Raw genomic sequence first — 19,999 nt, forward strand, 5'->3', positions numbered from 1 at the left:
GCTGGCCGGCAACCCGATGAATCCATCGCGATCTGCGCAGACGGCCAGCGGCCGGCTTTACCAGGTGCCGCTCAGATATCGCTGTGGTGGTGTGGGACCCCAGTCCTGGGTAACGGATCGTGGCCGCCCACGAAGTGACGCACCACCGGCGCACGCTCGCCGCGATGCAGCCCACGCAGCACTTCCTGGATGGCCTTGTCGTCGGCGGTGATGCGTTCGTGCTGGCGCAGGTGCTCCAGCCACGAGGGGGTCACGAAATACTCCAGGTGGATGCCCGGGGTGGCCACGTCCTCGACCACGCCCCAGACCACGGCACCATCGCGCCGGCGGATCGTTCCCAACGCGCGCATCTGTGCCTGGAACGCAGCACGATCAGCATCGTCGATGCGATACTCGAGAGTGACCAGCACCGGACCTCGATCGTTTGACACCGGCACCGACAGCTCCGGCGCCGGCCAGTGCCCGGCCGGTTGCAGGTTCAGATCCTCGGTACCAGCAATGCGAACGCGCCACACCAGCAGCCCCCCGATCACCGCGCCTGCGGCAGCCACCAGCAACGCCAGCTCCGGCGAGGTGCGCTGTGCCAGCGCGCCCCAGCTCAGGCCACCGGCCGCCATGCCGGCCGAGAACACCATGATGTACAGCGCCAGCGCACGCGCACGCACCCATGCGGGAACTGCCGTCTGCGCGGCAATCTGCAGCGACGACAGCACGGTGATCCAGGCAAAACCGTTGATCAGCATCACCAATGGCAGCACGTACCAGCTGCGGGTCAGCGCCAGCCCGACCAGGCTGAGCGCCAGCGACAGCGTGGCCAGCAGCACCAGCAGGTCGCGATCCAACTGCGCGCGCAGCTTCGGCAGCAGCAAGGCCCCGCCCACTGCACCGATACCGATGCAGCCCAGCAGCATGCCGTACTGCCCCGCCCCACCCTGCATCTGGCCGCGTACCACCACCGGCAGCAGTGCGTTCATCGCCGCAGCAAAGAAGAAGAAACCCACCGACTTGATCAGTACCGCCTGCAGCCGCCCAGCGCGGCTGGCGTAGCGCAGGCCCGCCTTCAAGCCTGCACCGAAACCTTCCGGTGGCAGGCTGGACTGCTTCGGATCACGCTTCCAGCCCCACACCACGAACAGCATCGCGGCAAAGGTGATGGCATTGAAGCCGAATGCCCACATCGCGCCCAGCTGCGCCACGATCACGCCACCAATGGCCGGGCCGATCGAACGCGCGATATTGATACCGATCGAGTTCAGGGCTACCGCCGAGGCCAGCATCGGCTGCGGCACCAGCTCGGACACGATCGCCGCCTGCGCTGGCATCGCCATTGCCGCACCGCAGCCCATGCAGAAGGTCAACAGCACCAGCAACTGCGGGGTCAGCATGTCCATCGCCGTCAGCGCGGCCATCACTGCGGCCACCAGCAGCATCCACCCCTGGGTCGCCAACAGGTACTTCCGGCGATCGACAATGTCGGCCAGCGTTCCGGCCGCCAGTGCCAACAGCACGATCGGTACCGTTGTGGCCGACTGCACCAGCGCCACCATCAGCGGCGAACCGGTGCGTTCGGCCATCACCCAGGCGGCGGCCACGTCGTTGACCCAGGTGCCGATGTTGCTGGCCAGGATTGCCAGCCAGATCGAACGGAACATCTGGATCTTCAGCGGGGACCAGGCACCTGCGGCCTGTGCGGAGGGTTGCGACGCGTTTGCGTTCACCATTGCCATGCTCCAACGATCGAGGCGAACAGCGTGTCCTGGCCGCCGGCCTGCTTCAGTGCAGGACCGGCATCGACCCAGGCCAGCTGCAGCTGCCATTGCCAGTGTTCGCTGGCCTGCCAGCGGGTTTCGGATTTGTATTGATTACCGATGCGGCGCGCGCCACCGGCACTGCCTGGCAACGCCACCAGCGGCGCCGGCGTGGTGTAGACCGCATCGGCGCGACGATGCTTCCAGGCCATCTGTACGCCCAGCTCCGTCGTCACCGCGTCGTGCAGGCGCAGGGTCAGGGTCGGCTGGACGTCCATCAGATTGGCCGGGGCCAGCAGGCTGGCCTCGCTGAAGTAGGCCGATTTCGGGAACAGTGCATTGAAGGTTCCCAGGCGGCTGTCCCGCGGATTGCCATCGCCGCTGGCGACATCGGCCTTCAGCCCCAGACGCGGTTGCAGCGGCACATCGTTCCAGCGCCAACCGGTATCGGTAGCCAGCGTCCAGGCGCGAATGTCGAGGTTGCCGGTCGCGGTGCGCAGTTCACCGCCCTGCGCCACCAGCTCGCTGTTCCAGTCCAGTGCACCGGCCTGGCCGAACCAGCGCGCACCCAAGGTCTGCCGCCGCTCGATGCCGGAACCCGCCGCGAAGCGTGCGCCTTCACGGCGGTAGTCCAGCAGATACAGGTCCCACTGTCCCGTGCTCTGCCCGCGTGCCGTGGTGGCATAGGTACCCCACAGGTGGGCACCGTGTTCCCCGCGATCATCAAAGGCACCCGGTCGGTTCTCCACCGGTCGCAGTGCCAGCAGATCAAGCGTGCCGAGGCGGCCCTTCCAGCCCAGGCGCGCACCATCGAAGGCCAGGCGGATGTTCGGCCCATCGCGCACCGACAACAGTCGTGAACTTCCGTAGCCGGCTTCCTGCCGACCGAGTTGCAGGTGGAAGCCGCCGCGCTGCCAGCGCCAATACGCCTGCTGCACGTCCAACGCGCTGCGGTCGGTGCGGCCGGGTCCGCCGGCCTTGCCATTCTCGGCATGCACGCCCAGCTGCAGCTTTGCCTGCCAGCTGTCCTCCACATAGGTGGCCGAGGCCAGCGCACGCAGCAGGCCATAGCCATCTTCGCTGCCACCAATACCGAACCGGGTCGGGTCGTAGTACAGGCCACGCACGCGCAGTGAGGCATCCCACTGCAATTGGCCGTCACCGGCGTCAGTGCAGTGGCCACCCTCGCAGGCCAGCGCCAGCGAGGGCACGGCCAGCAGCGCCAGGCTCAGAACGCGAAGCACGAGCATCCCATCGCGCCCCAGAACGCGGTCAGGTCATCGGTGGGCACCGCGTGCTGCGCGGCATGCCCGTGCGCGCCGTGGGTGCTGCAGGCCACGCCGTGATGGTGGCGATGGGTGGCGGCCAACCCGGTGGCGGCACCGCCGACGTGGTAGCCACCGAACCGGTTGACCGGCGACCAGTCCGGCATCGCTGGCGGCAGCTGCGGCGCCAGCCCTGCATAGTCGGCATCTGCATGCACGATGCGTCCGCCGACCACGGTCAGCACGCTGGTGATGTCGGCGATCTGCGCGTCATCCACGCGGAAGAAGTCGGCCGAGAGCAGGATGAAGTCGGCCAGCTGACCGGCTTTCAGCGTGCCCTTCACCGCTTCGTCGCCGGAGAACCAGGCGCTGCCCTGGGTCCACAGGCGCAGGGCCTGCTCGCGTTCAAGCAGGTTTTCCTCGCCATACAGGGCTAGCCCACCCACGGTGCGCCCGGTCACGAGCCAGGACAACGCCACCCACGGGTTGTAGCTGGCCACGCGGGTGGCGTCGGTACCGGCACCGACCGGCACGCCTTCGGCCAGCATGCGCTTGACTGGCGGCGTGTGCCGCGCGGCCTGCACGCCATAGCGCTCGACGAAGGCTTCGCCCTGGTAGGCCATGCGGTGCTGCACGGCAATGCCGCCACCCAGCGCACGGATGCGTTCGATGTTGCGCGGGGTGATGGTCTCGGCGTGGTCGATGAACCAGTGCAGGCCATCGAACGGCACCTCGCGGTTGACCTGTTCGTAGACATCGAGGATGCGGGTGATGCTCTCGTCGTAGGTGGCGTGGATGCGGAACGGCCAGCGCTTCTCGACCAGCAGCTTCACCACGTCATGCAGTTCGGGCTCCAGCTCCGGCGGCAGTTCCGGGCGAGGCTCGTTGAACAGTTCGAAGTCGGCCGCCGAGAACACCAGCATCTCGCCGGCACCGTTGTGGCGCAGCAGATCGTCGCCCTGGCGCGGCTGCAGGATCTCGCTCCAGCCACGGAAGTCATCGACCTCCTTGCCCTTGTTCTGGGTAAACAGGTTGTAGGCGATGCGCACCGTCAGCTGGTCATCGCGATGCAACTGCTCGATGATCTGGTAGTCCTCGGGATAGTTCTGGAAGCCACCGCCGGCGTCGATCACCGAAGTGATGCCCAGCCGGTTCAGTTCGCGCATGAAGTGGCGCGTCGAGTTCGCCTGGTACTCGATCGGCAGGCGCGGGCCCTTGGCCAGCGTCGCGTAGAGGATCAGCGCGTTCGGCTTGGCCAGCAGCAGACCGGTCGGATTGCCCAGCGAATCACGCACGATCTGGCCACCCGGCGGATCCGGCGTGTCCTTGGTGTAGCCGCAGGCGCGCAGCGCGGCACGGTTGAGCAGCGCGCGGTCGTACAGGTGCAGCAGGAACACCGGCGTTTCCGGCGCGATGTCGTTGAGCTCCTGCAGCGTCGGCAGTCGCTTCTCATTGAACTGTGCGGCGGTGAAACCACCGACCACGCGTACCCACTGCGGTGCGGGCGTGCGGTCGACCTGGGCCTTCAGCATGTCCAGCGCGTCACCCAGCGAACGCAGGCCGTCCCAGCGCAGCTCCAGGTTGTAGTTCAGGCCACCACGGATCAGATGGGTATGGCTGTCGTTGAGGCCGGGCAGCAGGCGCCGGCCCTGGGCGTCGATCAAGGTCGCTTCATTGCCCCAGCCACGCATGATCTCCTCGTCGCTGCCGACGGCAACGATGCGTCCTTCCTGCACGGCCAACGCCTGCGCATGCGGCTGCTGCGGGTCGAGGGTGGTGATGCGGGCATTGCGGATGACCAGCGTGCTCATGCGACGCTCCTTGGAAGTGGAATCGAGTGCGCCAGCGGCGCGACCGGCCAGGCCGAGCGCAACAGCGGCGCCGCTGGCCAGCACGATGTTGCGGCGGCCGTGATCGAGTGGATCGTGACTCATGCGAGGTCTCCCGGAAGACGGTGGACGTCCAGTGCCCAGGTGCCGGGCCCGGCCAGCGCGATGGCCAGCAGTACCGTGGTCCACATCAAGGGGTACTCACTGCCGCCGCGCATCCAGAACCAGCCCTTGGGCAGGGCCAACAGGACGGTGAAGCCGATGAAAGCGGCCGCTGCAAGCGCGGCGATGCGGGTCTGCCATCCCAGCAGCACGGCCAGCCCGGACAGCACCTGCAGCAGGGCCAGCAGCAGCGGCAACGGTGCCACCGCTGGCAGCCCGAAGCCGCGCAGCTCGGTAGCGAAGCCGGACAGTCCCGGTCCACCGAACCAGCGGAACAGCTTGCCCAGCGCGTGTGGCAGCAGGAAGCCTCCTGCGGCCACACGCAGCATCAGCAGGGCCAGGTCGAGGCCATGGCCGGCCAGCATGCTCAGTGCCCGCCTTCCTGCGCGCCGAACATGCTCTTGGCGTACTGGATGCCGATGCCGTAGCCGCCAGCATGGTCGCGGGCAATGCCGGTGGTCAGATCGTAGGTTTCACCGCGTGCCCAGTCGCGCTGCAGCTCAAGCAGGTACTGCACGCTGGTCATCGGCACCGCGCCGGCCTGCACCATGCGGGTGATCGCACGCTCGTGCGCCTCTTCGCTGACATCGCCACAGGCATCGGTGATCACGTAGACCTCGAAACCCTGCGCCAGCGCCGACAGCGCCGGCCCGACGATGCAGACGCTGGTCCACAGGCCAGCAACAACCAGACGGCGCTTGCCGATGCGGTTGATCTCATCGATCACCGGCTGGTCTTCCCAGGTGTTCATCGAGGTGCGGTCGAACACCGTCTGGCCCGGAAAGATCTGCGGCAGTTCGGGGAACATCGGGCCGGAGAACGACGTTTCGGCGACGGTGGTCAGCACCACCGGCACGTTGAAGCCCTTGGCGCCCTTGCTGATCAGCGACACGTTGTTGCGCAGCGCGGAGATGTCGATGGTGTTGGTGGCAAACGCCATCTGCGACTGGAAGTCGATCAGCACCAGGGCATGGTCGGTCGGCGACAGCAGCGCCGGGGCGGGAGTAGCGGTGGCAAGGCTCATGGGTGGACTCCGTTGGAAACACGATCAAGGGGAAGCAACAGGGCGGCATCGCCGGCGACGTACTGGCCGGGGCTGCAGCCGGTCTCCGCGCGGAAGCTGCGGACGAAATGGCTCTGGTCAAAGAAGCCGAGCTGCTGCGCCAGGCAGGACATCGGCAGATGCTGGGCCGACAACAGCTGGCGCGCACGTTCGATACGGCGGCGGCGTACATAACGCAGCGGGCTGGCGCCGGTACCGCTGCGGAACAGGCGCACAAGATGGAAGCGACTGACGCAGGCGGCGGCCGCCAGTTCGGTGACCCGCAGCGGCTGTGACAGGTGTTCATCGACATAGCGCAATGCACGCTGCAATGCTGCGACCTGCTGCGGTGCCAGCGACGCAGCAGGGAATTCCTGTGGAGTAACGGTGGCCATCGAGGACGCCGCGAGGGGGTGGCCCATGGTGCGGCCCCCCTGCGCGACGCCCTACCCCCGTCGGTCGAGGCCCACGCCTACCCGAATGGGGGAGGCCGGCGGCCGATCACGCGGCGACCGAACAGCCGTGCGTCCAGCGAATAGGCGCCCGGCCCCAGCACCAGCAGTGCCAGAGGCAGCAGCGCCAGTGGCCAAGGCCCGGGCAGCGTGGACAGAAACGCGGTCGCCATCACCGCCGCCAGTGGTGTCAGCGCACCAAGTGCGAGCATCGCCACGGCCAGCAGGCACAAGGTCGACAACCAGCCCCCTGGCATATCGGGCGCGCAAAGTGCGGCCGCAACGCACAGCCGCAACCACAGCAGGCCGACGCCCGGGCCACGGTCGGGAAACATCACGAACAGGCGCTGCATGGCCGGGCTCCACGGGGTATGCCGGCGTGATACCGGATGGGGCCGCGTGCCGCCTACCCCGTTCGGGTCACCCTGGCCTGCCCCGCACCTGCCAGAATGCGCACCATGCGTGGCCGCCCCTTCCCATTCCTGCGTCGCCTGCCGGCGCTGCTGACGTGCCTGCTGTTGATGACCGCCCTGCCCGCGCTCGCCGTGCAGCGTCCCGCGCTGAGCAGCGGACTGCCCGGCTACGAGCACACCGCATGGCGGGTCGGCCAAGGGGCGCCTGGCGATATCTGGGACATCGCGCAGGACCGTGATGGACTGCTGTGGCTGGCGACCGGTTCTGGCCTGTACCGCTTCGACGGCCGCCGTTTTGAACGCCAGGCGCCGCCACCGGGCAGCAGCTTCCCGTCCACCAACATGGTCACCCTGGCAGTCGGGCGCGATGACGCAATGTGGATCGGCTACTTTCAGGCCGGCATCAGCCAACTCGCACGCGGCCAACTGCACAACTACGGCCGGCAACAGGGCGTACCGGTCGGCGTGGTGCCGCACTTCAGCCAGGACCGCGAGGGCCGCCTCTGGGCAGCGATCAACGGCGGACTGCGCTGGTTCGATGGCCGGCGCTGGCAAGCCCCGCCCGGCTCCGCCGGGCTACCGGAACGCCGCGTGCAATGGGTGTTGCATGACAGCCGTGGCACGTTCTGGGTACTGGCCGATCTGAAGATCTGGATGCGCGGGCCGCGCCAGGCGGCCTTCGTCGATACCGGCATCGCCGTCTCGCAGATGGCAACACTGGTGGAGAACCCGCAGGGTGAGGTGTGGCTGGCCGACCGCCTCCGTGGTGCCTCGCCACTGGCAAACGCACACGGGCTGCTGGCCGAGCCCGAACGTGAGGCACGGCGCCTGCCCGACCTGGTCGCTGCCCGCATGCAGTTCACCACCGACGGCGCGCTGTGGGCGACGATGAGCCCGCATGGAGGCGTCGCCCGGGTCACATTCGAGGGCACCCGTGCCGTGCGCATGGAGCGCTTCGACTCACCGCATGGCCTGACTGCCACCTCGGCGGTGCCGATCATCGCCGACCGCGAAGGCAACCTCTGGGTAGGTACCAATCTTGGCCTCAACCGCTTCCGCGCGCGCAGCGTGCACACCCTTGCGGTCGGCCCCAGTGATCCGTACCGCTCGCTGGTGCGCACCACTGACGGACGGGTGTACGGCTACGGTGAAGACCTCAAGCCTTACGACCTGCGGCGCTCCCTGCTGGAAGGCAGCGCCGCACAGCTGCAGGCCGCGGCGCGGCAGGCTCCTGCACCGATCTGGCAGTTCGATTGGGTCAATCTTGCGCGCACGGTCGCCGGCCACACCTCGTTGATCCCGCTGCCGGCCCCGTTCACCGGGCAACCATTGCATGCGCTGCTGTTCCCTGACGACGCGCAGGCCTGGGTGTGCGCCGGCGAACGCGGGGTGCTGCACTACCAGGACGGCCAGTGGCAGCGCGAGGTCCGCCTGCCCGAACAGGCCTGCTCGTCGCTGGCGCTGGATGCCCAAGGCCAGCTGCTGCTTGGCTATGCCGACGGCCGCCTGCGCCGGATGAGTACGAACCGCATCGAGAGCTTCGATGCCAGCCAGGGCCTGTCGGCGGGGCCGATCACCGCAATGCTGCATCACCAGGACCTGCTGCTGGTCGCCGGCGAAGCCGGCCTGGCTGCGCGGCTGGGCAATGGACGCTTCGTTCCGGTGCGCACCGACATGGCCGGCGTCCTGGAAGGCATCACCGGCATGGTCGCCGATCCGAACGGACACCTCTGGTTCAATGGCAGCCGTGGCCTGGTGCGGATGGAAAGCGGGCAGCTGCGCCGCGCCTTGCGCAGCGGACTACCGGTCACGCCACGCCTGTTCGACGCGATCGACGGCATGCCTGGCATTGCCCTGCAGAGTGGACCAATCGCAACCGCGACGCTGGCCGACGACGGCCTGCTATGGCTGGCCACCAACCAGGGCCTGGCCTGGCTGGACACCACGCGTTCGCACGTCAACACGCTGGCACCCAGCGTTCGCATCGGCGACGTGCTTTATGGCAGCGAACAGCAACCACTGCAGGACGGCCTGCGCCTGCCGGCCGGCACCAGCCAGCTGCAGATCGACTACGTGGCCCTTTCACTGGCCCGACCGGAGCGCAACCGCTATCGCTATCGCTTGTCCGGCGTCGATGTCGGCTGGCAGGACGCAGGCAGCAGCACCCGCGCCTATTACACCAATCTGGCGCCGGGTAGCTATCGCTTCGACGTGGAAGCCGCCAATGAGGACGGCATCTGGAGCACGGTCCCGGCCAGCCGCAGCTTCCGCATCGCACCCACCTTCACCCAGACCGTGTGGTTCAAGCTGCTGTGCGTGGCCGCCGTGCTGGCGCTGCTCGTGCTGGCCGTGCGCATCCGCAGTGGCCAGCTCGCTGCGCTGTTCCGTGCTCGTCTGCAGGAGCGCAATGGCGAACGTGAACGCATTGCGCGCGACCTGCACGACACCCTGCTGCAGGGCAGCCAGGGCCTGATCCTGCGCCTGCATGCAATCAGCCAGTCCGCGCAGACGCCAGAAGCAGTACGCGGCCAGCTGGAGTCGGCGATGCAGCTGGCCGAGCGAAATCTGGCCGAGGGGCGCGAGCGCGTCAACGCATTGCGCGACGGCCCATTCTCCGGTCGCGACCTGGCTTCGGCATTGGCCGATGTGCATGCCGAGTACGCCGGGCATGGCACCAATCCCCTGCGCCTTACCGTTGAAGGCGCGACGCCGCCACTGCAGGCTGATGCCGCGGAGGAAGTATTCCTGATTGGTCGCGAGGCCATCCGCAACGCATTGCGCCACGCCGATGCCAGTGCCATTGAAGTGGAACTGTCCTACGGCACGCGCTGCTTCCTGCTGCACGTACGGGATGACGGTGTCGGCATCGCCGATGAAGACGCTGGACACGGCCATTGGGGTCTGCAGGGAATGCGTGAGCGTGCACAGCGGCTCGGGGCCGAGCTGCAGCTGTGGACCCGCCCCGGACTGGGTACCGAAGTAGCGCTGGCGGTCCCCGCCCGACGCCTGTATCACCGCCGCCCATCGCGTTGGCGCTGGCCCTGGAGTAGCGCAAACCATGACTGAGTCACCTGCCCCGATCGGCGTACTGGTGGTCGACGACCACCCGCTGCTGCGTGACGGCCTGGCGGCGCTGCTGGGCGCGCAACCCGATCTGCGCCTGCTCGGCGAAGCCGCCGATGGCGAGGAAGCCATCGCACGCTACCAGCAGCTGCAGCCAGACGTGGTGCTGATGGACCTGCAGATGCCACGCCTGGATGGTGTGGAAGCCATCGTGCGGATCCGCGCGATGGACCCGCGCGCACGCATCATCGTGCTGACCACCTACCGCGGTGACGTACGTGCAGTGCGGGCGCTGCAGGCCGGCGCCAGTGCCTACCTGCTGAAGGACATGCTGCGCCACGAGCTGGTCGATACGATCCGCATGGTCGCCGGCGGCCGCCGCGCACCGATTCCCCCAGCAGTGGCGGCGAGCATCGCCGCACATGTGGTGGAAGACCGGTTGTCGCCGCGCGAGACCGAAGTGCTGCGGCACGTAGCCGGAGGCCTGTCGAACAAGCGCATCGGCGAGCGCATGCAGATTTCCGAGCAGACGGTGAAGGCGCACATGAAGAGCCTGATGGACAAGCTGGGCGTGGGCGATCGCACGCATGCGGTGACCCAGGCGCTGCGGCGCGGCATCATCAGCCTGGACGACAGCGGTCACGATTAAGGGGTTGTTCGGCAGGGCCTGCGGCCCTGCACCCACGGTAGTGCCGGCCGCTGGCCGGCAACCTCAACAGCAAAATCAAAAGCGGGCTCTCCGTGGGATGGCGCGGCGGTGTCGGAGTGCGGGGACGCTGCAAGTACGTCCCTGTAAGCTTGGCAGCCGCATCCATGCGGCTGACACCCCGCACTCCGACACCGCCCCACCTCTGACAGATTCCGATGGCGGTTGGTAGGTGTCGACCTTGGTCGACACGGTAGATCCACGCCATGCGTGGATGCTTCTGGATTCCAATTCGAAATATTCGATTCCGATGGAGATTCATCCACGCATGGCGTGGATCTACTGCAGATCGCGGAGATCTGTCGAAGGCGGGGTGGGTCCGGTTGCGGGGGTGACGGCGTCCCCCGCAACCGGACCCACCCCGTCTGCCTACAGGAAACCCGCTGTTTGTGCTGTTGCCGGCCAGCGGCCGGCACTACCGCAGGTGCAGGGCTGCAAGCCCTGCCGAACACCATTCCTTACTTCAAACGCAGCAGCAGGCTGCCGCCCGCACACACCACCGCCAGCCAGGCCACGCCGTACCAGCCCCATTGCGCCAGCGCCAGGCTGCCCAGCGCACCGCCAGCGGCCATGCCGATGAACATGCCGGTGAACAGCAACGCGTTGAGCCGGCTGCGTGCCGGCGGCACCAGGCCGTAGACCAGGGTCTGGTGCGCCACCAGCGCCGACTGGAAACCGAAGTCGAACAGCAGCGCACTCACCGCCAGCAGCGGCAGCAGCGCGGCGGCCGGCAGCCAGGACTCGGCCAGCAGAAGGCCGAAGCCCAGCAGCGCCACTGCGATCGCCAGCCGCGCCACTGCATGGCAGCCCAAGCGATCGGCGAAACGACCGGCGAACGGCGCGGCCAAAGCACCGGCCGCACCCGCAATACCGAACGCACCCGCCGCCGCACTACCCAGGCCCAGGCGGGCATGCAGCATCAGCGCCAGCGTCGACCAGAACGCGCTGAAGCCCACTGCCAGCAACGACTGGCTGGCCACCGCACGGCGCAGCTGCGGCTGCTCGCGCCACAACGCCAGCAACGAACCCAACAATGCCGGATAACGCAGCGTGCTGGTCGGTGCGAAACGCGGCAGCGCACGCGCCATCACCGCGCCCATCGCCGCCACCGATACCGCGGCCAGCACGAACTGGGTGCGCCAGCCCCATGCCTCGGCCACTACGCCACTGACCACGCGCGACAGCAGGATGCCGAGCAGCAGGCCGGTCATTACCCGGCCGACGATCTGGCCGCGCTGAGCATCCGGCGCCAGCACCGCAGCGGCCGGCACGATGTCCTGTGCCAGCGTGGCCATCAACCCGACCAGCAGGCTGGCCATCAGCAGGCCCGGCAGGTGCCCGGCCATCGCTGCAGCGCCCAATGCCAGTGCCAGCAACGCGGACTTCAACAGGATCAGGTTGCGGCGGTCGAACCGGTCGCCCAACGGCGCCAGCAGCAGGATGCCCACCGCATAGCCGAGCTGGGTCAAGGTCGGTACCAGGCCGGCGGCGCGCTCACCGGCGCCGAGGTCCTGGGCGATCAGGCCCAGCATCGGCTGGCTGTAGTAGAGCGAGGCGACCGAGAAGCCGGCGCCGGCCGCCATTGCCAGCACCAGCGGGGTGGAGGGTGCGGTCGCGGGTGCGGCGGCGACGGACAGCGAAGGGGTAGACATGGGGAGTCCGGTGGAGGAAGTGGACGCATCGTGCCTGTATTCACCAAACGTCTGTAGTAGGCTTCATTACATATCTTTCATACGCATTACGCATGAATGACCTTGTTACCGGTGCCGATCGCCTGGATCTGCTGCGCACCTTCCTGCGCATCGTCGATGCCGGCAGCCTGTCTGCTGCTGCCGTGCAGCTGGGCACCACGCAGCCGACGGTCAGTCGCCGCCTGCAGGCACTGGAGCGACAGCTCGGCCTGCGCCTGCTGCAGCGCTCCACCCACGGCCTGCAGCTGACTGAAGATGGCCTGCGCTGCCAGCGCCATGCGCAACGCGTGGTCGACGAATGGGAGTCGCTGCAGGCCGAACTGCACGGCGAACCGGAAACGCTGCGCGGACGCCTGCGGGTGATGGTGCCGCACGCCTTCGGCCAGGCGCAGCTGCTGCCGACCATGCTCGCGTTCCTCGCCCAGCACCCACAGCTGAGCCTGGAGTGGATCCTTGAAGATCGTCGCCCGGATTTCATCGCCGAAGGCATCGACTGCGCGGTGCGGGTGGGTCTGGTCGACGAACCGCGCATGGTCGCACTGCCGCTCGCCGAAGTGCCGCGCATCGTCGTGGCAGCGCCGTCGCTGGTGCAGGCCACCGCGATCAGCACACCAGAACAAGCGCAGGCACTGCCGTGGATCTCACTGGTCACCTACTACCGCGAACGCCTGCTGCTGCATGACGCACAGGGCCGCGCGCATACGCTGTCGATCAGCCCACGCCTGCTCAGCGACAACCTGTTCGTGGTGCAGCAGGCCGCACGCGCTGGGCTGGGCGCAGCGGTGGTCTCGGCCTGGCTGGTAGCCGACGATCTCGCACAGGGGCGGCTGGTACAGCTGCTGCCGGACTGGCAGGCGCCGGCACTGCCGGTGCACGTGGTATTTCCCGCTGCGCGTCGGCAGCCGCCGCGGCTGCGCGCCTTCATCGATGCAATGAAGGCCGCACTGCCGCAGCTGCACGGAATGCGTCCGGCGCCGCGCTGACGTCGCTCACAACGCCTCGGCCAGGAACGCCAACACGGCGGGCCCAGCCTCACTGTCCGCGTGCGCGTGGCCTTCTGCGGTACCCCCCACTTCAATGAAGGGCCCCACGTCATGGCGATGGGTGGTCGGTTGCAGAACCGGTGTGATCAGGTGTCCCGCATCCGGGTAATAGAGGAAGCGATCGCGATCACCTCGTCCTGCTTCGGCCAGCCGCCGTTGCGCAACCGCCATCAACACGCCGGAGTCGCCGAGGCGGTCATCACCGCCGCCCACCCACAGCGTGCGTGCGACGATCTTCTCGATCGGCAACACCGCGGCCTGCAGCGCCGGCGCCCATTGCGGCCCTGGACGTCCCCAGTCGACATCGTCGCGGTACGGCAACCACGGCAGCGGTTTGCCCTGCCAGCTCAGCGGCGATCGATCCACGGCCCGGAAATCGGCAGGAGCCACATCCCGCGCAATGCCACGGAACGGCACCGGACTCCCTACCCAGGAGACCGCAACCCGCAGGGTCGGCAGGTGGATTGCCGTGGCCATGGCTGCAATGCCACCCCAGGAGCCCCCCAGCAACCCGACCCGCTGCGGTTCCACCCCAGGGTGCCGCTGAAGCCAATGCACCGCGTCACGTACGGTCTCCAACGGAACGTCAATCAGATCCTTGGGCACGCCTGGCCCGCGATACCACGCAATCGACAATGCGACGTAGCCGTTGCTGGCCAGCCAGGCGGCATACATGTCACCGCCCTCGAACCCGCCTTCTGCGCCGCCCAGCGTCACCATCGCCGCCACGCGGGCGCCGGGTCGCAGATCCGCTGGCAGATACAGATGCGCCTCACGCCCACCAATCTCGACCCGTTGCACCTGCACGCCTGGCAGCATCAGGTGGCGCTGCAATGTTCGCCGTGCAACGACCGAACCGGCCCGTTCCACTTCCAGTTCAAACGTCTGCGGCAGGAACCCCATGCCATCGGCGGCGCGGCGCCACGGCAGCGGTAGTGCACTGGCGCGTCCCTGCTGCGGCTGCATCGACCAGATCAGTCCGCTCGCATCGATCCCGCGGTAGCTACCCTGCTCCGATCCGCTGCGGGCAGTATCGACCTGGCCATCCAGGTCAGCACGCAACACTGCCTCCGACTGCCAGCGCTGGCCACGGCTGTCCTGCATCGACAGGCGCAGGCGCACCGCCTCGGCAACCGCAAGGCCTCCCACCGTGATCACCGGAACGCGATCAGCACGTCCCTGCTGGTCATCCACCTCAACGCGGACATCGGCCATCGCCGGGATCGCCAGCGCGCACAGCAACCATCCCCAACCTCGTCGCATCCGCATGTCTTGCCCTCACCTGCAAAGTGAGCAGGGTGCCCTGATGGCCATGCGTGTCCCGCAGAATCCAGCGTCGATGGCGCCAACCGTGCCGCCGCTGGCCTCAACCGTGTTTCAAGCGTGCTTCCAGAGCCGCGGCCAAGGCGGGGCGGTAACTTCGACTGACCGGCACCTGCACACCCCCGGCCAACTCAAGCAGCGCGTCACCGTTGTGACGTTCGACAAGGCCCTGCACGCGCAACGGGTTGACCAGCACCGAGCGATGCACGCGCAGCAGGCCGCTCGGCACCAGACGCTCGGCCAACCGGGCAATCGGCTCGCGCAGCAGATGCAGGCGAGGCCCGACATGGACGCAGGCGTAATGCCCGGCCATGTCGATGTAGTCGATCTGCGCCACGGGTACGTAGTGCGTTCCGCCTGCGGCGGGAACAGCCAGAGCCCGGGCATGGCACTCTCCTTCGTCGAGCAACCCGGCCAGGCGCCGTACGCGCGCGATCGCCTCCTGCAGTCGTGGCATCGCCACCGGCTTGAGCAGGTAGTCGGCCACGCCCAGTTCAAAAGCCTGTAGTGCATGCTGTGGCAGCGCGGTCACGAAGATGGTGTGCGCGGCCAGCGCTGGCTGCTGCGCCGGCAGCTCCCAGCCCCGGCCATCAGGCAGCACCAGATCCAGCAGCAACAGATCGAAGCGTCGCCCCAGCAGCAGGTGCCGCGCCTGTTCAAGGCTGGCAGCTTCGGCATCGACCCTGACCTGCGGGATACGCGCCAGCAGCCCACGCAGGCGGTGACGTGCCAACGCCACGTCATCCACCAGCAACACGCTCAACGGGCGCATCATGCCGCACGTTCCGGCAGGAGCAGGCAGACCCTGTAGCCGGTGTCCATGCGGCCAGCCTGCAGATGGCCGCCGACCATCGCCAAGCGGCGCTGCAGCGTGGCCAGGCCACTGCCGAGGCCGTCGCCACGCGCAGGACGCAGGCAGGGATTGAACACGGCCACCTGAAGCCCGTTGCGGTGTACCTCTGCTTTCAGCTCGATCTGCAGCGGCGGATCCCCCGCCTGCCAGCCGCTGTGCAGGACGGCGTTCTCGATCAGGGGCTGCAGCAACAACCCCGGCACCGGCCAGTCCAGGGCCTCGGCACTGGCCTGAAGATGTAGATGCAGCGCTTCGTCATGCAACAGCGACTGCAGGGCCACATAGTCCTGTGCCGCTCCCAGCTCATCCACCAACAAACGTTGCGCCGGGCATTGCAGGGTGTCGCGCAACAGCGAGGACAGCTGCACCAGGGCTGCGTCTGCCGCCAGCGGGCGCAGCAGCGCCAGGCCGCCGATGGCGTTGAGCGCGTTGAACAGGAAATGATGCTGGAGGTGTTGGCGCAGGGCCACTTCGCGGGCGAGCTGCAGGGCCTCCGATTGTGCTTTCAGTCGCTGCAGCCAGGCCAGGCCGTGGCCTGTACCGGCCACTGCGATGAATGTTGGCAAGGCGAACAGCGCGGTAATGCCGATCGCCCGAGCCACCTGCCCGGACGACGGCAGCGGCTGTTCCTGCCACAGCTGCAGCAGCAGGTGGCCCAACCCCCAGCCCAGAGCGGTCAATGCCGGAGTCAGCAGCAGGCCCAGCAGCATCCAGACGGCCAGGTGATGCCGTCCCGGCAATGGCCAGCGCCGACACGCCGCCCACAGCAACGGCGTCGCCAGCATCCAGGGCAACTCGGCGCCGAGGATGAACAACGCCGCTGGCACCAGGCCACCCGGTTGCTGGCTCAGGTGTACCGCTGGAATGGACGTGGCGATGAGCAGCCCCCACAACGCCAGCATCACCCCGAGCGGGCGAGGCAGCGACAGCGGCGCTTCATGGGCGGGCAACAGGGAAAGTGGCAAAGCAGGCATGCAGGGAATCGAACAGGAAACGGGCACCATGCTAGGTGCCCGCACCGGTTCGTTCCCGTGCCGGAAGCAAGGGGCTCATCCACGCATGGCGTGGATCTACTGCTGATCGCAGGTATGGATACCTTGACGGTCGCCGGTAGTTCCACGCCATGCGTGGATTCCGTCCAACCCCACAATCAGTCAGCTTTCGCCGCCCCTGCATTCCACGCCGCCACCTTGGCCTTGGTATCAGCCAACATCCTGTCCAGCGCGGCACGGTCATACACGTTGCCACGCAGGATCACGCTGTCGATCTTTTCGGTGGCAGCGATGTCCTGCAGCGGGTTGGCGGTCAGCAGCACGAGATCGGCAGCCTTGCCCTGCGTGACACCGCCGTAGCGGTCCATCTGGCCGAACCAGGCCGGGCCGGAACGGGTTGCGGCCGACAGCGCCTGCGGTGCGCTCAGGCCTTCCTTCACGAACAGCTGCAGTTCCTGGTGCAGGGCGATGCCCGGGAAGTTGAACGAGTTGAGGAAGCCCGCATCGGTACCGGCGATGATCGTCACGCCGGCCTCCTGCAGCATCGGCAGCACTGCAGCGACCTGGTGGTACTGCGCGTGGCGCGCCTCGATCTGCGCCGGCGTCGCCTTCGCCGCGCGGTCCACGCGCCACTGGTAGGTCGCGCGCAGGCCCGGGCCGATGTAGGCCAGGTACGGATCGTTGGCGTGGTCATCCTGGTCAAGGAAGTCGAGGATGCGGCCACCGTTGAGGGTCGGGGTCACGAATACGCCACGCTTGGCGAAATCACGGTAGGCGTGCATCGCCGTGTCACGGTCGAAGCTGGCGTCGAGGCGGCGGTTGGCTTCGGCGCGGTCGATGCGGCCGGCACCGAAGTCGGCGGCGATCTTCGCTTCGTCCTTGCTGCCGGCCTTGAATGCGTAGTCCAGGTGCTCGATCGAGGCCAGGCCGGCATCGACCGCCTGCTCCACGGTCAGCGCCATCGGGATGTGACCCGAGGCCTTGAAGCCGGCCTTGCGCGCGGCACTGGCCGAGTACAGGAACAGTTCCGGATTCAGCGTGCTGTCGGTGATCTTCACAAAATCAACCTTGTCGTGCTGCAGGCGGGCGATTGCCTTGTCGGCGTCGGCCTCGCTGCCCACTTCGATCGTGCCCTTCCAGACCGGCTTGATGCCCTCGATCTTCGCGCCCGAACTGAGCAAGCGTGGGCCGAACAAGGTGCCCTTGGCGATCTCGCCGCGCCACTGCAGCACCTGCCCGGGCAGATCACCGGAACAGTCGCGCACGGTGGTGATGCCGTGCGCGATGTACAGCGGCAGCAGTGCCTTGTTCTCTTCGATCAGCGCCGGGCCACCACCGAAGTGCACGTGCATGTCCCACAGGCCCGGGATCAGGTACTTGCCCTTGGCATCGATCTGGCGGGCCGCACTCCACTGGCTGCGCAGCTGCGCGTCCGGGCCAACGGCGACGATGTCCTCGCCACGGATCACCACACTCTGCCCGGCCAGGGTGCTGGCGTGCTCGACATCAACCACGGTGGCGTTGCGGATCAACAGGTCAGCACGCTCGGCGGCAGACGCCGACAACGGTGCAACCGCAAGAAGGATGGCGAGGGACAATGGACGGGAGCGGAACATGGACAGGATCCTGGTAGGCACGACCAGCGTGCGGGGTGGAAGGGGTTTGCATTCAGCGCACCGCGCCGTGCTGGCGCAGCAGGGTTTCAATTCCGGTATAGCCGCGCTGGCGCGCGTGCGCCAGCGGCGTCACGCCATCGCCGTCGGCCAGCTCCGGGTTGGCGCCGGCCTCCAGCAGCAGCTGCACGATCTGCACATGGCGCGCGCCGCCATCGCCAAGCAGGATCGCTTCCAGCAGCGCGGTCCAGTGCAGCCGGTTGACATGGTCCACCGCCACACCGGCGCGCAGCAGCGTGCGCACGGTGGCGACGTGCCCGCGCTCGGCGGCCGGAATCAGTGCGGTGCCACCGTAGCGGTTGGTGCTGCGCAGATCGGCGCCATGCGCCAGCGTCATCGCCAGGATCTCGTCCAGGCCGCGCGCACCGGCATACAGGTAGGCGCTGTCCTGCAACGCATCCTTGGCATTGACGTCGGCGCCGGCTTCGATCAGCTCACGCGCGGCATCCACGTTGTTGCCGTGCGTGGCCAGCAGCAGCGCGGTGCGGCCCTGGCCATCGCGCGCCTCCAGCGTGGCGCCATCCTCGATCGCCTGTCGCACCGCATCGGCGTCGCCGCGGCTGGCGGCATCACGCAGGCGGCCATCGATGTCGGCTTTGGACATGGCGGTGCAGGCGGGGGTGACCATGGCCAGCAGGCACAACAGCAGCACGCGCGTGAACGGCGCAGGCCAGCCAGGGGAACGATGGACGCGCATGACAGTGTCTCCTCATGTCCGTCGCCACGGAACGCCGTGCGACGGTAGCAACAGCCGGGCATTGCCGGCCCCTGCCCTGCATGGTAGAAGTCGGCCTGGGTATCCAGAAGTAAAATGTTCAAATGCAAGACAGTGCCAAATCGAATAGAACCCTGTTCGAACTGGACCTGCTGCGGGCGCTGGTGATGGTGGCCGACTGCGGCAGCTTCACTACGGCGGCCACGCGCCTGCATTCGACCCAGTCCACGGTCAGCCAGAAGGTACGCCGGCTGGAGGAACTGGCCGGGCATCGCCTGCTCGAACGCGGCCACCGCGACGTGCACCCCACCGACGCCGGCCATACCCTGCTCGGCTACGCGCGGCGGATGCTGGATCTGAACGACGAAATGGCCCAGGCCCTGGCCGGGGCTACGGTGGAAACCGCCGTGCGCATCGGCGTGCCGGAGGACTTCGTCAATGCACAGACCACACGCATGCTGGCCGCCTTCAGCCGCCGCCGCCCGCAGGTGAAGCTGGAGATCAGCAGTGGGCTGAGCCGTGACCTGGCGCACGGCTTCGATCACGGCGAGCTGGACCTGGTGCTGGTCAAGCAGCGGCGCAACAGCCGCCAGGCCGTACACTGCCGGCGCGAGCCGATGCACTGGATCGACAGCCTGCGCAGCAGCTGCCTGCTGCAGGACCCCCTGCCACTGGTCACGTTCCCGCCGCGTGGGCTGTACCGCGATGAGATGATCCACGCCGTGGAAGCGCTGGGCCTGCGCTGGCGCATCGCCTTCACCAGCTCGTCGCTGAGTGGCATCCAGGGCGCGGTGGCCGATGGCATCGGCATCAGTCTGCTGCCGCGTCGCGCGGTTACCCGCGAACACCGCATCATCGATGGCGAGCGTGAGCTGCCGGTGATCAACAACTACGAAATCGGCCTGCTGCATCGCGCGGACGCTGATGATGCCGTGCGCGCTCTGGCCAGCGAGCTGTGGCGGCAGGTGCAGCGCGAACCGGACTGACCACAGCAGATCCACGCCCTGCGTGGATGCCTTTCGCGCACCG

The 19,999-nt window shown here is 67.7% G+C and carries 17 protein-coding genes; 4 read left to right on the forward strand and 13 right to left on the reverse strand.

What is annotated here, in order from left to right:
• Positions 1 to 71 precede the first annotated feature (71 nt).
• From AC5P57_RS17365 to AC5P57_RS17395, 7 genes are all read right to left on the reverse strand, one after another.
• On the reverse strand, positions 72 to 1,721 hold the full coding sequence (locus tag AC5P57_RS17365) for an MFS transporter (RefSeq protein ID WP_262234972.1): 1,650 nt from the start codon (positions 1,719 to 1,721) through the stop codon (positions 72 to 74).
• On the reverse strand, positions 1,715 to 2,998 hold the full coding sequence (locus AC5P57_RS17370; protein ID WP_262234971.1) for an alginate export family protein: 1,284 nt from the start codon (positions 2,996 to 2,998) through the stop codon (positions 1,715 to 1,717). Before AC5P57_RS17370 ends, AC5P57_RS17365 begins: the two co-directional genes overlap by 7 nt.
• Positions 2,977 to 4,824 (reverse strand): amidohydrolase, encoded by a 1,848-nt coding sequence (locus tag AC5P57_RS17375; RefSeq protein WP_262235184.1) that lies wholly within the window; start codon positions 4,822 to 4,824, stop codon positions 2,977 to 2,979. Before AC5P57_RS17375 ends, AC5P57_RS17370 begins: the two co-directional genes overlap by 22 nt.
• A 119-nt stretch (positions 4,825 to 4,943) precedes the next feature.
• Entirely contained in the window at positions 4,944 to 5,369 is a 426-nt protein-coding gene (locus AC5P57_RS17380) for a DoxX family protein (RefSeq protein WP_262234970.1), read from the reverse strand.
• A gap of 2 nt (positions 5,370 to 5,371) precedes the next feature.
• Positions 5,372 to 6,028, reverse strand: a complete 657-nt coding sequence (locus AC5P57_RS17385; RefSeq protein WP_262234969.1) for a hydrolase — start codon at positions 6,026 to 6,028, stop codon at positions 5,372 to 5,374.
• A complete protein-coding gene (locus AC5P57_RS17390; RefSeq protein WP_099553249.1) occupies positions 6,025 to 6,468 on the reverse strand; it encodes a helix-turn-helix transcriptional regulator in 444 nt (147 codons plus the stop codon). Before AC5P57_RS17390 ends, AC5P57_RS17385 begins: the two co-directional genes overlap by 4 nt.
• A gap of 50 nt (positions 6,469 to 6,518) precedes the next feature.
• Positions 6,519 to 6,851, reverse strand: coding sequence for a hypothetical protein (locus tag AC5P57_RS17395; protein WP_099553247.1), 333 nt, complete (start codon positions 6,849 to 6,851; stop codon positions 6,519 to 6,521).
• 96 nt (positions 6,852 to 6,947) lie between these two features.
• Here AC5P57_RS17395 and AC5P57_RS17400 point away from each other — a divergent pair, with 96 nt between their 5' ends.
• Together AC5P57_RS17400 and AC5P57_RS17405 are read left to right on the forward strand one after the other, a co-directional pair.
• Entirely contained in the window at positions 6,948 to 9,977 is a 3,030-nt protein-coding gene (locus tag AC5P57_RS17400) for a sensor histidine kinase (RefSeq protein WP_262234968.1), read from the forward strand.
• Complete coding sequence (locus tag AC5P57_RS17405; RefSeq protein ID WP_142806193.1) at positions 9,970 to 10,623, forward strand: response regulator; 654 nt, start codon at positions 9,970 to 9,972, stop codon at positions 10,621 to 10,623. Before AC5P57_RS17400 ends, AC5P57_RS17405 begins: the two co-directional genes overlap by 8 nt.
• Positions 10,624 to 11,138: 515 nt before the next feature.
• Here AC5P57_RS17405 and AC5P57_RS17410 read toward each other — a convergent pair.
• Complete coding sequence (locus AC5P57_RS17410) at positions 11,139 to 12,332, reverse strand: MFS transporter (RefSeq protein ID WP_262234967.1); 1,194 nt, start codon at positions 12,330 to 12,332, stop codon at positions 11,139 to 11,141.
• Between the two features lie 92 nt (positions 12,333 to 12,424).
• Between AC5P57_RS17410 and AC5P57_RS17415 the strand changes: the two genes are divergently transcribed.
• A complete protein-coding gene (locus AC5P57_RS17415) occupies positions 12,425 to 13,354 on the forward strand; it encodes a LysR family transcriptional regulator (protein ID WP_262234966.1) in 930 nt (309 codons plus the stop codon).
• A 6-nt stretch (positions 13,355 to 13,360) separates the two neighbouring features.
• Here AC5P57_RS17415 and AC5P57_RS17420 read toward each other — a convergent pair whose 3' ends face one another.
• The 5 genes from AC5P57_RS17420 to AC5P57_RS17440 form a co-directional block, all read right to left on the reverse strand.
• Positions 13,361 to 14,683 (reverse strand): acyl-CoA thioesterase/bile acid-CoA:amino acid N-acyltransferase family protein, encoded by a 1,323-nt coding sequence (locus AC5P57_RS17420; protein ID WP_262234965.1) that lies wholly within the window; start codon positions 14,681 to 14,683, stop codon positions 13,361 to 13,363.
• A gap of 97 nt (positions 14,684 to 14,780) precedes the next feature.
• Positions 14,781 to 15,512: a LytR/AlgR family response regulator transcription factor gene (locus AC5P57_RS17425; protein ID WP_262234964.1), complete on the reverse strand. Its 732-nt coding sequence runs from the start codon at positions 15,510 to 15,512 to the stop codon at positions 14,781 to 14,783.
• On the reverse strand, positions 15,509 to 16,564 hold the full coding sequence (locus AC5P57_RS17430; RefSeq protein WP_262234963.1) for a sensor histidine kinase: 1,056 nt from the start codon (positions 16,562 to 16,564) through the stop codon (positions 15,509 to 15,511). Before AC5P57_RS17430 ends, AC5P57_RS17425 begins: the two co-directional genes overlap by 4 nt.
• Positions 16,565 to 16,740: 176 nt before the next feature.
• Positions 16,741 to 18,198 carry an amidohydrolase family protein gene (locus AC5P57_RS17435; protein WP_262234962.1) on the reverse strand — a complete coding sequence of 486 codons (1,458 nt, stop codon included), beginning with the start codon at positions 18,196 to 18,198 and terminating at the stop codon, positions 16,741 to 16,743.
• 52 nt (positions 18,199 to 18,250) lie between these two features.
• The gene (locus AC5P57_RS17440; RefSeq protein ID WP_262234961.1) at positions 18,251 to 18,952 is read right to left on the reverse strand and encodes an ankyrin repeat domain-containing protein; all 702 of its coding nucleotides are present in this window, start codon (positions 18,950 to 18,952) and stop codon (positions 18,251 to 18,253) included.
• Positions 18,953 to 19,074: 122 nt separating this feature from the next.
• Here AC5P57_RS17440 and AC5P57_RS17445 point away from each other — a divergent pair, with 122 nt between their 5' ends.
• Positions 19,075 to 19,956, forward strand: a complete 882-nt coding sequence (locus AC5P57_RS17445; protein ID WP_262234960.1) for a LysR substrate-binding domain-containing protein — start codon at positions 19,075 to 19,077, stop codon at positions 19,954 to 19,956.
• Positions 19,957 to 19,999: the final 43 nt, after the last annotated feature.

The sequence above is a fragment of the Stenotrophomonas sp. YJH_SMC_79 genome (assembly GCF_059367995.1).